Origin of the sequence: Streptomyces boncukensis (genome assembly GCF_011045075.1) — a bacterium.
Taxonomy (GTDB): Bacteria; Actinomycetota; Actinomycetes; order Streptomycetales; family Streptomycetaceae; genus Streptomyces; species Streptomyces boncukensis.
Genome location: NZ_JAAKZZ010000182.1, coordinates 1 through 13,212 on the forward strand (window position 1 = coordinate 1; position 13,212 = coordinate 13,212).

14 protein-coding genes are annotated in these 13,212 nt (G+C 73.5%); 4 read left to right on the plus strand and 10 right to left on the minus strand.

Annotation, left to right across the window (positions count from 1 at the left end):
* The first annotated feature begins 55 nt into the window (after positions 1–55).
* Together G5C65_RS18390 and G5C65_RS18395 are read left to right on the plus strand one after the other, a co-directional pair.
* Positions 56–1,438, plus strand: a complete 1,383-nt coding sequence (locus G5C65_RS18390; protein WP_165299947.1) for an L-serine ammonia-lyase — start codon at positions 56–58, stop codon at positions 1,436–1,438.
* Positions 1,439–1,514: 76 nt separating this feature from the next.
* A complete protein-coding gene (locus G5C65_RS18395; RefSeq protein ID WP_165299948.1) occupies positions 1,515–2,042 on the plus strand; it encodes a flavin reductase family protein in 528 nt (175 codons plus the stop codon).
* On the opposite strand, the gene G5C65_RS18400 is transcribed toward G5C65_RS18395, so the two are convergent.
* The 10 genes from G5C65_RS18400 to G5C65_RS18445 form a co-directional block, all read right to left on the minus strand.
* Complete coding sequence (locus G5C65_RS18400; protein ID WP_165299949.1) at positions 2,011–2,175, minus strand: hypothetical protein; 165 nt, start codon at positions 2,173–2,175, stop codon at positions 2,011–2,013. The two genes, G5C65_RS18395 and G5C65_RS18400, sit on opposite strands and share 32 nt — an antisense overlap.
* Positions 2,172–2,870: an ATP-binding cassette domain-containing protein gene (locus G5C65_RS18405; protein ID WP_165299950.1), complete on the minus strand. Its 699-nt coding sequence runs from the start codon at positions 2,868–2,870 to the stop codon at positions 2,172–2,174. Before G5C65_RS18405 ends, G5C65_RS18400 begins: the two co-directional genes overlap by 4 nt.
* A 203-nt stretch (positions 2,871–3,073) precedes the next feature.
* Positions 3,074–3,325: an acyl carrier protein gene (locus G5C65_RS18410; protein ID WP_165299951.1), complete on the minus strand. Its 252-nt coding sequence runs from the start codon at positions 3,323–3,325 to the stop codon at positions 3,074–3,076.
* Between the two features lie 16 nt (positions 3,326–3,341).
* Entirely contained in the window at positions 3,342–4,934 is a 1,593-nt protein-coding gene (locus tag G5C65_RS18415; protein WP_206441967.1) for an FAD-dependent monooxygenase, read from the minus strand.
* Entirely contained in the window at positions 4,927–6,438 is a 1,512-nt protein-coding gene (locus tag G5C65_RS18420; RefSeq protein WP_165299952.1) for an amidase, read from the minus strand. Before G5C65_RS18420 ends, G5C65_RS18415 begins: the two co-directional genes overlap by 8 nt.
* Complete coding sequence (locus tag G5C65_RS18425) at positions 6,435–7,226, minus strand: cyclase family protein (RefSeq protein WP_165299953.1); 792 nt, start codon at positions 7,224–7,226, stop codon at positions 6,435–6,437. The genes G5C65_RS18420 and G5C65_RS18425 overlap by 4 nt, the downstream gene beginning before the upstream one ends.
* Entirely contained in the window at positions 7,223–7,717 is a 495-nt protein-coding gene (locus G5C65_RS18430; protein ID WP_165299954.1) for an SRPBCC family protein, read from the minus strand. The genes G5C65_RS18425 and G5C65_RS18430 overlap by 4 nt, the downstream gene beginning before the upstream one ends.
* 27 nt (positions 7,718–7,744) lie before the next feature.
* A complete protein-coding gene (locus tag G5C65_RS18435; protein WP_165299955.1) occupies positions 7,745–8,170 on the minus strand; it encodes a hypothetical protein in 426 nt (141 codons plus the stop codon).
* Between the two features lie 47 nt (positions 8,171–8,217).
* Positions 8,218–9,237, minus strand: coding sequence for a beta-ketoacyl-ACP synthase 3 (locus G5C65_RS18440; RefSeq protein WP_338146506.1), 1,020 nt, complete (start codon positions 9,235–9,237; stop codon positions 8,218–8,220).
* A 90-nt stretch (positions 9,238–9,327) separates the two neighbouring features.
* Positions 9,328–10,359, minus strand: a complete 1,032-nt coding sequence (locus tag G5C65_RS18445; protein ID WP_165299956.1) for an acyltransferase domain-containing protein — start codon at positions 10,357–10,359, stop codon at positions 9,328–9,330.
* Between the two features lie 234 nt (positions 10,360–10,593).
* On the opposite strand from G5C65_RS18445, the gene G5C65_RS18450 reads away from it, so the two are divergent.
* Complete coding sequence (locus tag G5C65_RS18450) at positions 10,594–11,862, plus strand: beta-ketoacyl-[acyl-carrier-protein] synthase family protein (protein WP_165299957.1); 1,269 nt, start codon at positions 10,594–10,596, stop codon at positions 11,860–11,862.
* A complete protein-coding gene (locus G5C65_RS18455; protein ID WP_165299958.1) occupies positions 11,859–13,094 on the plus strand; it encodes a ketosynthase chain-length factor in 1,236 nt (411 codons plus the stop codon). The genes G5C65_RS18450 and G5C65_RS18455 overlap by 4 nt, the downstream gene beginning before the upstream one ends.
* Positions 13,095–13,212: the final 118 nt, after the last annotated feature.

Genomic DNA, 13,212 nt, shown 5'->3' on the forward strand with positions numbered 1-13,212 from the left:
AGCCCGACCCGACCCCGCGCGCCACGCAATCCCACCCCGCACCGGGAGCCGTCCCATGGCCATCTCCGTCTTCGACCTCTTCTCGGTCGGCATCGGCCCCTCCAGCTCGCACACCGTCGGCCCGATGCGGGCCGCGCGCATGTTCGTGCGACGCCTCAAGAACGAGGGTGTGCTGGCGCACACCACCGCGGTACGCGCCGAGCTGTTCGGCTCGCTCGGCGCCACCGGACACGGCCACGGCACCCCCAAGGCCGTCCTGCTCGGCCTGGAGGGCCACTCGCCCCGCACGGTGGACGTGGGGACGGCCGACGACCGGGTGGCCGAGATCCGCTCGACGGGCCGGCTGCGCCTCCTCTCCGCCGAGATCGGCGACACCCACGAGATCGCGTTCGACGAGCCGACGCAGCTCGTCCTGCACCGCCGCCGCTCCCTGCCGTACCACGCGAACGGCATGACGCTCTTCGCGTACGACGCCGCCGGGAGCCCCCTCCTGGAGAAGACCTACTACTCCGTCGGCGGCGGGTTCGTGGTGGACGAGGACGCGGTCGGCGAGGACCGCATCAAGCTCGACGACACGGTGCTGCGCCACCCCTTCCGCACCGGCGACGAACTCCTCCGCCTCACCCGCGACACGGGCCTGTCCGTCTCCGCGCTGATGCTGGAGAACGAGCGCGCCTGGCGCACCGAGGAGGAGATCCGCGCGGGCCTGCTGGAGATCTGGCAGGTGATGCGCGCCTGCGTCAGCCGCGGCCTCACCCAGGAGGGCATACTCCCCGGCGGCCTCAAGGTCCGCCGCCGCGCGGCGACCTCGGCCCGCCAGCTGCGCAGCGATGGCCGGCCGGAGCGGCACGCGATGGAGTGGACGACGCTGTACGCCATGGCCGTGAACGAGGAGAACGCGGCGGGCGGCCGCGTGGTGACGGCCCCCACGAACGGCGCGGCGGGCATCATCCCGGCGGTCCTGCACTACGCGGCGAACTTCGTGCCCGGCACCGACGACGAGTCCGTCGTCCGCTTCCTGCTGGCCGCGGGCGCCATCGGCATGCTGTTCAAGGAGAACGCCTCCATCTCCGGCGCCGAGGTCGGCTGCCAGGGCGAGGTCGGCTCCGCGTGCTCCATGGCCGCGGGCGGCCTGGCCGAGATCCTCGGCGGCAGCCCCGAACAGGTGGAGAACGCCGCGGAGATCGGCATCGAGCACAACCTGGGCCTCACCTGCGACCCGGTCGGCGGCCTGGTGCAGATCCCCTGCATCGAGCGGAACGGCATGGCCGCCGTGAAGGCCGTCACCGCGGCCCGCATGTCCCTGCGCGGCGACGGCCGCCACCACGTCTCCCTGGACAAGGCCATCAAGACGATGCGCGAGACGGGCGCCGACATGAAGGTCAAGTACAAGGAGACGGCGCGGGGCGGGCTCGCGGTGAACGTCATCGAGTGCTGAGCGCGGTTCGAGCGGTCGTGCACCGGAGCTCCAGTGCGACTCGGGCAGTCTGGTCCGTGATGGACAGGGAGCTCGTATGCCAGTGAGTGCCGAACAATTCCGCGCGGTCTTCGGTTCCTTCCCGACAGCGGTCTCGATCGTCACCACGGTGGACCCCGGGGGCGAGCCGAAGGGCTTCACCTGCAACGCGGTGTCCGCCGTCTCGGCCGATCCGCCGCTGTTGCTGGTCTGCGTGGACAAGCGGTCACGTACGCTGCCGGCGCTCGCGAGTTCCGGGGCCTTCGTGCTGCACATGCTGGCGGACGGCGGCCAGGACAACGCGCGGCTGTTCGCGAGCAGGGCGGAGCAGAAGTTCACCGGTGTCCGGTGGCGGCCGTCCGCCGTGGCCGACGGTGCGCCCGTGCTGCTGGACGGGGTGCTGGCCCGCGCCGAGTGCGTGGTCGTCCAGCAGGTGGAGGCGGGGGATCACTGGATCCTCATCGCGCGGGTGGACGGCGCTGCCGTGCCGGCGGACACGCCGGTCCTCTACCACCGGGGGATCTTCGAGACCTGGCGCAGTCCCGCGCGGTCCGTCAGGGCGCCGGCCGGGCCGACGGCAGACTGACGAGGCACCGGGCGCCCTGCCCGGTGCCCGGGGACGAGGCGGTGAGGGTGCCGCCATGGTCCCGGGCGATGCCGCCGTGCACGACGGAGATGAGCACCGCGTCGGGGCGGTGTTCCGTTCGGCTTCCGCTCACTGCGCTCCCGGCGCCGGGTGGGTGCGTGGGCGTCGCGCGAGGTCCGCCAGCCGCTCCCGGATCAGGTTCTCGGAGGGCTGTCGGCAGACGCCGGCGACCCGGCCCTCGTCGAGGAAGACGGCCTGTTCGGCCCGGGCCGCGACGCCCGGGGCGTGGGTGACCACCACGATGGTCCGGCACCCTCCGGCGGCGGTGTCGAGCAGCAGCTCCTGCGCCTCGGAGCTGCCGGCCCGCGCGGGGCGGTCCGCCGGCTCGTCGACGAACACGATGCCGGGGCGCCCGCCCGGCCGCCCGCCGCGGGTTCCCGCGAGGTACTGGGGGAGCAGCATGCCGTCCGCCGCGCTGACCGCCGGGGACAGGCCGGGCACGTGGAAGATGAATCCGACCCGGTCGCGCCGCAGCAGCGCGCGTTCCCGGTCGTCGAGTTCGCCCAGCTCGGTGTCGCCGATGTACACATCGCCCGTGGTGAGCTGTTCCAGCCCGGCGGCGCACCGCAGCAACGTGGACTTCCCGGAGCCGGAGGGGCCCATCACGGCGGTGACCGCTCCGGCGGGGAACGGGACGGTGACGTGGTTCAGCGCGCGGACCTCCTTCCCCCCTCGCCGGTAGCTCTTCACTCCGGCCCGGACGGACGCGGCCGTGCCGGTCGACCGGGGCCGGCCGTCTTCGACGCGGAGGGCTGCCATATCACTCATGACACCGCCTTTCTGTGTGGGGAAGCAGGCATCGGTCATGAAGCTTCGATGAAGCGGCGTCAGCCGGCCGGCCGAGCCGGGATGCGGTAGCCCACGGCGCGTGCCGCGCCGGTGACCCCCGGCGCCGCGGCGGCCGGCTCTCAGGGCCAGTTGCCGCCCGCGGCACCGGCTGCCATGGCGGCGCGGCGTCTCCTTTCGTGCCGTCAGGCCGCCGTGCCCGCCGCCGCCGACTCCACCGCCAGGAGCACGGATCGCGGTGTGGCGGTACCGGTGAACTCCTCCTCGGGAACGGATATCCCGAGTTCCTGTTCGATACGGGTGGCGGTCTCCATCAGCGCCAGGGAGTCGTATCCCAGGTCGCCGAAGGGCGTGTCGAGGGTGTCGCCGGCCAGGTCGACGGTTTCGTCCTCGCCGGCGCACTCCGCCAGGAACCTGCGCAGATCGTCGATGGTCATATGTTCCTCTCCTTCGCTACGCGCGGGTCCGGGGGCTGCCGAACCAGGCGCCGAGTGCGCCGGTCAGCCGTTCCTCGTCCAGTGGGGCGCCGGGGGGCAGCGCCCAGGCGACGCAGCCGTCGGGCCGGATCAGCAGGGCGTCCACGTCGTCGCGTTCCGCGCCGGCCGACAGCAGGCGCACCCGGCGCTCCCAGGTCTGCGCGGCGCGCCGTATCTCCGGACGGCCCGCGAGGTCCAGCAGCAGGCCCCGGCCCCCGGCCCACAGCTCGGAGAGCCGGGTCGCCTCGGCGCCGTCGCCGAGCTTCATGTCGGCGCAGAGCGTGCCGACAAGGGGGTGGTCGTCTCCGAGGTCGTAGCGGACGTCCATGCCGGCCATCAGGTCCGCGATGCCGCGGTGCACCTCGTCGATGCCGAGGAGCTCGTCGAACATCTCCCGCAGGGCCGTGGTCTGCGGGTCCGGGCGCATCAGCGCGATCTGGGCCCGGGTGTTCTGCAGCAGCCGGGCCGCGACGGGGTGGCGCTCGGCGGTGTAGCTGTCCAGGAGGTGGTGCGGGGCGTGCCGGTGGATCTGCGCCGCGAGCTTCCAGCCGAGATTGGCGGCGTCCACGAGGCCCACGTTCAGGCCCTGGCCGCCGACCGGCGCGTAGACATGGGCCGCGTCCCCGGCCAGCAGCACCCGGCCGAGGCGGTACGCCGGTGCCTGCCGCGCGGTGTCGGTCCAGCGCGCCCCGGACGACATCCGGGTGAGCGTCACCTCGGTACCGCTGACCCGGCGGATGCTGCTCTGGAGCTCCTGCCGGGTCAGCGGCTCGGCGCCGTCGGCCGGCGGCCCGTCGAACTCCACGGTGGAGAGCCGGTTCAGGCCCAGCCCGTGCACATAGATGCCGGTCGGCGTGGAGTGGAATCCGGGGGCCAGCTTCTCCGCGTCGGCCATCTCGACCACGGCCATCCGCCCGGTGACGGTGGGCTCCGTACCCGGGAAGTCGAAACCGGTCAGCCGCCGTACGGTGCTGTCGGCGCCGTCGCAGCCCACCAGGTACCGGGTGACGACCTCGTGGGTGCCCTCCGGGGTGCGCACCTCGACGGCGACCCGCTCCTCGTCCTGGCGCACCCCGGTGATCTGGTGCCCGCCCCGGACGACCGCGCCCAGGCGCAGCGCATGGCGGTTCAGGATCTCCTCCAGGACCGGCTGCTCGACCCGTACCCGGCGCCGGTCGGGGTCGGTGCGGCGGCTGGGGTCGATCCGTTCCAGGCCGGCGAAGTGCTCCTTCGGCGCCTTCCGCGCCGGGGGCGGGTCCGCCGCACCGGTCTCCGCGTCCGTGTCCCGCTGCGGGCCGGACTTGGCCGCCCAGTCGGCGAACATGCGCGCGTACTCGGCGAGGGTGTCCTGCTCGGCGGCGAGGAGCTCGTCCCGCAGCCCGAGCCGTTCCAGGGCCTCGAAGGCCAGCGGCCCCATGGAGCCCGCCCTCGGCAGCGGGTACGGCTCGGTGCGCTCCTCCAGCACCAGCACCTCGACGCCGGACCGGCGCAGTTCGCAGGCCAGCATCAGGCCGACCGGGCCGCCGCCGGCCACCACCACGGGAAATGTTCCGGTCGCTTGCTCAGACATGGGCTGTCCTCTCCGTTCGTCCGTTCTCTGCGACGGCCGCCGACGCCGACGGGGGCCGCCGGAACCCGCCCGTGAGCTCCGCCAGCAGAGCGGCGAAGCGCGTCACCGTCCGGTCCTCCAGATGGGGGCCCACGACCTGGAGCCCCACCGGCAGCCCGTCGGCGGAGGTGCCGACGGGGACGGAGGCGGCGGGCAGCGACGCCGCCGTCGCCGGGCTGGTCCACCGGATGAGGTCCCCGTACGGGCGCGGCTGCCCGTCGACCGTGATGCGCCGGGCCGACAGGTCCGGGTTCCGGTCGTGCGGGATGGCCACCACCGGTGCGACGGGGCACAGCAGCACGTCGTGGCCGCGGAAGAACTCCGCCCACCGGGCCCGCTGCTGTTCCCGGGCCTCGTCCGCCGCCAGCCAGTCACGGTGCGACTGCGTCATCGCGCGGAGCGTCCCGGCCCGCGGGGAGTCGTCGTCCTCGGCGAGCCCGTCCGCCAGCGCGCGGTTGCGGTCGTACAGCGCCTGGGGCAGTCCCAGGCTGATCGCTCCGTGGAGCAGCCGGTCGTACAGCCGGTCGTGCGCCTCCCGGTCCACCGGGCGGACGTCCGACAGCCGCGCTCCAGCCTTGCGCAGCGCCTCAACGGCGGCCTGGAGGACCCCCGCGACCTGCGCGTCCACGGGGCAGCCGGGGTCGTCCAGCCACACCCCGATCCGGAAGCCGTCGAGCGTGTGGGCGCGCGGCGGGGGGAGCTCCAGCCGCCAGCCGACGGCACGGTCGGCGGTGGGGCCGGCCAGCACGTCCAGCGCGAGGTCGAGATCCCGCGCGTCCCGGGCCAGCGGCGCCAGGGTGACCATGTCGTTGGACGTCAGCGAGCCCGGCGCACGCGGGATGTTGCCGCGCGTGGGCACGAGTCCGTACGAGGGCCGCAGCGTGAACACCCCGCAGCAGTGCGCCGGATACCGCGCGGACCCGGACAGCTCGCTGGCCAGCTCCAGCCCGGTCAGCCCGGCGGCCAGCGCGGCGGCGGGCCCGCCCGAAGAGCCGCCCGGCGTGCGCGCGGTGTTCCACGGGTTGTTCGTGGTGCCGAAGACCGGGTTGGAGGTCTGTGCGTCGGCGGCGTAGGTCGCCGTGTTCGTCTTCCCGAACACCACGGCCCCGGCGCTGCGCAGCCGGGCGACGGCCTCGGCGTCCCGCTCGGGGACGTGCGCGGCGAGTTCCGGGGCTCCGGAGGTGGTCCGCAGGCCCGCGGTCTCCAGGGTGTCCTTGACGGTCACCGGCAGGCCGTGCAGCGGTCCGAAGGGAGCCCCGGCGGCCAGCGCCTCGTCGGCGGCCGCGGCCTGCTCGCGGGCCCGGTCGGTGTCCAGCGTCACGACGGCGTTGAGGGCCGGGTTCAGCCGGTCGATCCGGGCCAGGCACAGGTCGAGGAGTTCGCGGCTGGAGACTTCCCGCCGCCGGAGGGCCGCCGTCAGGTCGGTGGCAGCCGCGAATGCCGCGGCGTCCTCGTCGAGGGTCATGAGGACCCCTCCGGGCCGTCCGGGCCGTCCGGGCCGTCCGCGTCGTCCAGGACGGCGACGACGCGCGTCCAGCCCGCCCCTGCGCCCGCGACGGCCACCGGGAAGCAGCTCACCTCGAAGCCGGTCGCGGCGGGCAGCGCCCCGAGGTTGGTCAGCTTCTCCAACTGGAGGTACTCCTGCGTGCGCCCGTAGATATGGGCGGGCCACAGGCAGCTGTTGTCGCCCGTGCGCCGGTACTCCTCGATCATCGCGGGCACGGGACGGTCCAGACCCCACGCGTCGATCCCGATGACCCGCACCCCCGACTCCGCCAGGAAGGCGGTGCCCTTGCCGGTCAGGCCGGGGAAGACGCTGAGATAGTCGGCGCTCCCCCACAGCGCGTCCGCGCCGGTCCACAGCATCACGATGTCGCCGGGGGCGAGTTCGTGCCCGGCCTCGCCGAGGGCCGCGGTGAGGTGTTCGACGGTGATGCCCTCACCCGGTGGGACGTGCCGTACGTCCAGCCGCACCCCGGGCCCGTAGCACCACTCCAGCGGCACCTCGTCGATCGCCTTCGCGGGCCGGCCGCCGCTGGTGGGGCCGTAGTGCAGCGGGGCGTCCATGTGCGTGCCGGTGTGCGTGGTCAGCGTGACCGTCTCGTTGGAGATGGCCATGCCGTCCGGGAAGTCCTCCGGGGTGAGGCCGAGCACGGTGGCGCCCGTGACGTGGTCGAGGAGCTCGACGGTCACCGGGGTGGCCTCGCTCGGAGTGTCGCGGGTGGCCAGGCTCAGGTCGACGAGTCGCTTCACCGGGTGCTCCGCATCCCGGCGTGGCGCCGTTCGGCCTCGTCGCGTACCGCCCCCAGGTCGGCGACGCTGTTCCGCTCGACGGCGGCGTCGAGCATGTCCCGGGCCTCGTCGGGGGTCAGCTTCCCGGCGACCAGGCCGTCGACCGGCTCGCGGGCGACGAAGTCATGGGTCAGGACGAGCTGGGTGCGGTCGGCGGCCAGGGCGAAGGCGCGCCACTCGCCGCTCATGGAGCCGACGATCGGGGCGGTCTCCAGCTGCCGGTAGGCGATCACGTGGCGCTGCTCGTCCAGATCGCGCCGGGACGTCCAGGTGGTCGGCGTGCCCGAGACGTCCACGTGCAGCCGGGCGATCTCGTACCCCGGGCCGCTCTCGACGATCTCCACCTTCTGCGTGGGCGGGAAGATGTCCGCGTAGCCCTCGACGTCGGCGAGGATCTCCCAGACCAGCGCGGTCGGGGCCTCGACGGTGATGGTGTGCTCTACGTGTTTCACGGTGACTGTCTCCAGGGTCGGCGCGGGTTACTGGGATTCCACTCGCGATGTCGGTCCGGGCGCCCCGTCTGACCTGCTTGTCCGGCTGGGGGTCCGGGGGTCGTCCCCCGGGAGAGTGCAGTAGGAGGCCGGTGTCAGATCGAGCTGCTCGTGGTTGGCGTAGGCCGCCTCGAATCCCAGCCGCTCCTTCCAGTCGGTGATGAAGTCGAAGACAGCGGGCAGCTCGCTGAACTTCGCGAGGGCTTCCAGGTCGTCGCAGGCGAACTGCACGATGTACGCCGCCGTCATCCCCCGGGCGCGTTCGTCGGCGGGCAGCATGAGGTGCGGCTTGACGTCGAAACCGGTCATCAGGCCGGTGCTCACGACGAGTTCACGGGCCGCGGCGAAGAACGCGTCGAGGTCCTCGGCCCTGGTGGTCTCGGGGAATCGGTAGATCAGCGTGTGGACGATCATTTCCGTACTCCTGGTCTGCGTCGGACATGCGGACGGGCGGGGAGAGTTCACGGGGACGCGGGGAGCAGCACCGTCTGTCCCGCGTAGCTGAAGCCGGAGCCGAACCCCATGACCAGCGCGGGGCCGCCGCCGGGAACGGCTCCCGACCGCACCACCCGGTCCAGGGCCATCGGCACCGACGCCGAGGAGGCGTTGCCGGACTCGGCTCCGTCGCGCGAGACGACCACGTGGTCCGGGAGTTCGAGGCGGTCGGCGAGCACCTCGACGATCCGGAGGTTCGCCTGATGCGGGATGAACGCGACGAGGTCCGCGGCCTTGATCCCGGCCCGCTCCAGTGCCAGCCGTGCCGCCGGTACGACGTTCTCCACCGTCCAGCGGAATACGCGGCGGCCGTCCATCTCCAGGACGGGACGGCCCACGGAGGGATCCGCCGCGTACTGGTCCCATGACGTGCTCATGCGCAGGGAATCGTGACCGGTGCCGTCGGAGCCGCGGACGACCGGCGCGATACCGGGCTGCTCGGACGGTCCGATGAGCGCGGCCCCGGCGCCGTCCCCGAACAGGAAGGCCAGCCGTCGCTCGGACATGTCCACCACATCCGTCATCCGTTCGACCGCGATGGCCAGGACGTGGCGCGAGCCGCCGGAGGACACCGTGTCGCCGGCGAGCGCAAGCGCGTGGCAGAAGCCCGAGCAGCCCGCCGACAGGTCGAACCCCCCTGCGCTCACCGCGCCGAGCGCGTGCGCGACGGCGATGGAGAGGGGCGGGGTGTGGACGAAGTTCGTCATGGTCGACACGACGACGCAGTCGACCGCCTCGGGCCCGACGCCGGCGTAGGCGAGCGCCTGCCGCCCGGCGGCGACCGCCATGGCCAGCAACGTCTCGTCGGCGGCGGCGATACGGCGGTTGCGGATGCCCGTACGCGACTCGATCCACTCCTCGGTCGAGTCGATCCAGGTGCACACCTCCCGGTTGCCGACCTCGCGCCGGGGGCGGTAGGAGCCGACCCCGAGGACGCGGCTGTGCCGCCCCGCGGGGATGCCGAGTTGGCCGTACACTCCGTACACGTGGTGCCTCCCGTCGGCCGCTGATCGCCGGGTTGCCGGATTGCCGGACTACCGGGTTGCCGGATCGCTTCGAGCATGTTCGAGGTGCGCTCAAGCCCCGGCCGAGAGCGGCTCGAAGCCCGCCGCAGCGAGCCGGGCCGGTGCCTGCCGCCAGGCATCCCGTGTTCCCTCGGCTCCGGACGGCAGCAGCGCGAGCACGTCGCTGCGCCCGCCGCGTACCGCCGGATGGCGCCTGGCCAGCACCGACAGGGACCGGCCGGGTCCGGCCTCGACCAGGGTGTGGCCGCCCTCCGCGAGCAGGGCGTCCAACGCGGGCCAGAACAGCACGGGCTGGGCGAGCTGACGCGCCCAGAAGCCCGGGTCCAGCGCCTCGCTCTCCGTCACACGGCGCCCCGTCCGGGTCGACTGGATCGGGATCCGCGGCGGGTGAAGTGTCATCCCGGCGAGGGCCCGGGTGAGGTGCTCCCCCGCCTCGGCGGCCGCCGGGGAGTGGAAGGGCAGCGGGGCCCGGACGCGGTGGAAAAGCGTCCCGGCGGCCGTCAGCCGGTCGGCCACCCGCTGCAGTTCGGGTTCCGGGCCGGCCAGAACCGTCTGCCGGGGCGCGTTCACCGCGCCGATCACCACGCTGTCCGCGCGGTCCGCCGGTCCGAGATACCCGGCGAGCTCCGCGGGGGGCGCCGCGACCGAGAGCATCCCGCCGGGCGGCAGCTGCGCCAGCGCGTCCGACCGCGCCGTCATCAGCCGGGCCGCCGCGCCGAGGTCGAAGACCCCGGACAGCGCCGCCGCAGCGAGCTCGCCGACGCTGTGCCCCAGCAGCACATCGGGCCGTACGCCTCGCTCCCCCAGGCCGCGCGCCAGCGCGCAGGCCACCGCGAACAGCAGCGGCTGCGCCCGCCAGGGGCCGTCCAGGAGCTCGGCGGGGCGGTCCGCGCCCGCGAGCCAGTCGGCGCGCATCGGCGGTCCGTGCTCGGGGCCCAGCAGGTCGAAGAACGCGTCCATCCGTGCGGTGAACCCGCGGTCGTGGCCGTACAGTTCCACGGCCATGCCGAGGTGCTGTGCGCCCTGGCCGGGCAGCAGCAGCGCGACAGGCCGCCGCCGGGCCGGCACGTGGTGGGTCGTCATCGGACAGTCCCCTTCCGTCGGCGGGTACCGGGCGGCGTCACCCTGACACCGGCCCGCTCGACTCGGGCTCGACTCGGGCTCGGCTCCCGCTCGGCCCCGGCTCGGCTCCGGCTCGACTCCGGCTGCGAGGGGCTCGACGGGGTATCGCGATCGGTTCTTGAGCGGCCCGCGAGCAGCGCCCCAGCAGGATCGGCTCCAACAGCGACTGTCGGACTTCCGCTCTGGAGGCTTGCCATGGAACGACGGGCAGTGATCACCGGGATCGGGGTGGTGGCTCCCGGCCGACCGGGGACCAAAGCCTTCTGGGAGCTGGTGACATCAGGCCGTACCGCCACCCGGCGGATCTCCGCCTTCGATCCCTCGCCGTTCCGCTCCCAGATGGCCGCCGAGTGCGAATTCGACCCGGCCGCGGCCGGATTCACCCCGCGCGAGGTCCGCCGTATGGACCGTACGTCCCTCTTCGCGGTGGCCTGTGTCCGGGAGTGCGTCCTGGACAGCGGTCTGGTCTTCGCCGACGTCGACCCCGGCCGGGTGGGCACCAGCGTCGGCAGCGCGGTCGGCGCCACCACCAGCCTGGAGCGCGAGTACCTGGTGATCTCCGACAACGGCGGCGAGTGGCTGGTGGACCCCGCCTATGCGTCCCCGCATCTCTACGACTACTTCACCCCGGGCACCATCACCGCCGAGGTCGCCAGGGCGGCCGGCGCCGAGGGGCCCGCGACGCTGGTGTCCTCCGGCTGCACCTCGGGCCTGGACTCGGTGGGGCACGCGGCCCGGCTCATCGCCGAGGGCAGCGCGGACGTCATGCTCACGGGCGCGACCGATGCCCCGGTGTCCCCCATCGCGGTGGCCTGCTTCGACGCCATCAAGGCGACGACACCACTGAACGACCGGCCCGAATCCGCCTCGCGCCCGTTCGACCTGACCCGTGCCGGATTCGTCATCGGGGAGGGTGCCGCCATGTTCGTCCTGGAGGAGTACGAGCACGCCAAGGCGCGCGGCGCACACGTCTACGCCGAGGTGTCGGGCTACGCCACCCGCTGCAACGGCTACCACATGACCGGGCTGAAGGCCGACGGCCGCGAGATGGCCGAGGCCATCACCCGGGCCCTGGACGAGTCCAGGACCGGGGCGACGGCTGTGGACTACGTGAACGCGCACGGCTCCGGCACCAAGCAGAACGACCGGCATGAGACCGCCGCGTTCAAACGCGCGCTCGGGCCGCACGCCTACGACACCCCGGTCAGCTCCCTCAAGTCGATGGTGGGCCACTCGCTGGGAGCGATCGGCTCCATAGAGGTCGCGGCATGTGCCCTCGCCATCGAGCACGGCGTCGTACCGCCGACGGCGAACCTCCACGAGCCCGACCCCGAATGCGACCTCGACTACGTGCCGCTGACGGCCCGCGAGCAGCGGGTGGACACCGTGCTCACCGTCGGCAGCGGATTCGGCGGCTTCCAGAGCGCGATGGTGCTGCGCCGCCCCGGGGCGGTGACGGCATGACGTCGAGCCCCCGCACCGTGGTCACAGGGCTGGGCGCCATGGCCCCCAACGGCTCCGGCACCGAGGAGTTCTGGAAGGCGACGCTGGACGGCCGCTCCGGCATCACCCCCCTGCACCGATACGACGCGGCGCGCTACCCGGCGCGGCTCGCGGGCCAGATCCTCGACTTCACCGCCGAGGACCACATACCGGGGCGGCTGCTGCCGCAGACCGACCGCATCACCCGGCTGGCGCTGCACGCGGCGCAGCGCGCACTCGACGACTCCGGCGCCGATCCGGGCTCCCTGCCCGACTACGACATGGGCGTCGTCACGTCGAGCGCGGCCGGCGGCTTCGAGTTCACCCACCGGGAAGTGCGGAAGCTGTGGACCAAGGGCCCGCAGTACGTGAGCGTCTACGAGTCCTTCGCCTGGTTCTACGCGGTCAACACCGGCCAGATCTCCATCCGGCACGGCATGCGCGGCCCCAGCGGCGTCCTGGTGGGCGAGCAGGCCGGCGGCCTGGACGCGATCGGCCACGCCCGGCGCACCGTGCGCCGCGGCGCCCCGCTCGTCGTGACGGGCGGCATGGACTCGTCCCTCGACCCCTGGGGCTGGCTGAGCCATCTCGGCTCCGGGCGGGTCTCGGCGTCGGACGACCCGGACCGCGCCTATCGGCCCTTCGACAGGGACGCGGACGGCCATGTGCCCGGCGAGGGCGGCGCGATCCTGATCGTCGAGGACGAGGGCGCAGCGCGTGCCCGGGGAGCCGGCGCCTGCTACGGCGAAATAGCGGGCTACGCGGCCACGTTCGACCCGCCGCCGGGCTCCCCGCGCCCCCCGGGCCTGGGCCAGGCCGCCCGGCTCGCGCTCGACGACGCCGGCGTCAGGAGCCGGGACGTCGACGTGGTGTTCGCCGACGCCGCGGGCCTGCCCGCGCTCGACCGCGCCGAGGCCACGGCGCTCCGCGAGATATTCGGCCCCGAAAGTGTGCCGGTGACCGCGCCCAAGAGCCTGACCGGGCGCCTGTCCTCGGGAGGACCCCCGCTGGACGTCGTCGCCGCGCTGCTGTCCATCCGTGACAGCGTCATTCCGCCGACCGAACACACCCGTGAGGTACCGCCCGACTACGGCCTCGACCTGGTGCTGGACGCGCCGCGTCGCGCCGATGTCCGGACCGCGCTGGTCCTGGCCAGGGGCTTCGGCGGATTCAATGCGGCCGTGGTGATCCGGACGGCCACCCCGGACCGGTAGTCACCCGCGCCGTGCATCACCTTTCGCGTGGTGAGGGCGGGCCGGCCGACTCCCGCCCGCCCTCACCACATCAGTCCGCAGCCACTGGAGACACGCGATGCCGATCCCTCCGACCCCG

Bases quoted from the DNA above. Each gene is read 5' to 3' on its own strand.
- G5C65_RS18455 (WP_165299958.1), top strand. From the start codon at position 11,859: ATGACGTCGAGCCCCCGCACCGTGGTCACAGGGCTGGGCGCCATGGCC.
- G5C65_RS18410 (WP_165299951.1), bottom strand. From the start codon at position 3,325: ATGACCATCGACGATCTGCGCAGGTTCCTGGCGGAGTGCGCCGGCGAG.
- G5C65_RS18445 (WP_165299956.1), bottom strand. From the start codon at position 10,359: ATGACGACCCACCACGTGCCGGCCCGGCGGCGGCCTGTCGCGCTGCTG.
- G5C65_RS18395 (WP_165299948.1), top strand. From the start codon at position 1,515: ATGCCAGTGAGTGCCGAACAATTCCGCGCGGTCTTCGGTTCCTTCCCG.
- G5C65_RS18435 (WP_165299955.1), bottom strand. From the start codon at position 8,170: ATGATCGTCCACACGCTGATCTACCGATTCCCCGAGACCACCAGGGCC.
- G5C65_RS18390 (WP_165299947.1), top strand. From the start codon at position 56: ATGGCCATCTCCGTCTTCGACCTCTTCTCGGTCGGCATCGGCCCCTCC.
- G5C65_RS18415 (WP_206441967.1), bottom strand. From the start codon at position 4,934: ATGTCTGAGCAAGCGACCGGAACATTTCCCGTGGTGGTGGCCGGCGGC.
- G5C65_RS18420 (WP_165299952.1), bottom strand. From the start codon at position 6,438: ATGACCCTCGACGAGGACGCCGCGGCATTCGCGGCTGCCACCGACCTG.
- G5C65_RS18450 (WP_165299957.1), top strand. From the start codon at position 10,594: ATGGAACGACGGGCAGTGATCACCGGGATCGGGGTGGTGGCTCCCGGC.
- G5C65_RS18405 (WP_165299950.1), bottom strand. From the start codon at position 2,870: ATGAGTGATATGGCAGCCCTCCGCGTCGAAGACGGCCGGCCCCGGTCG.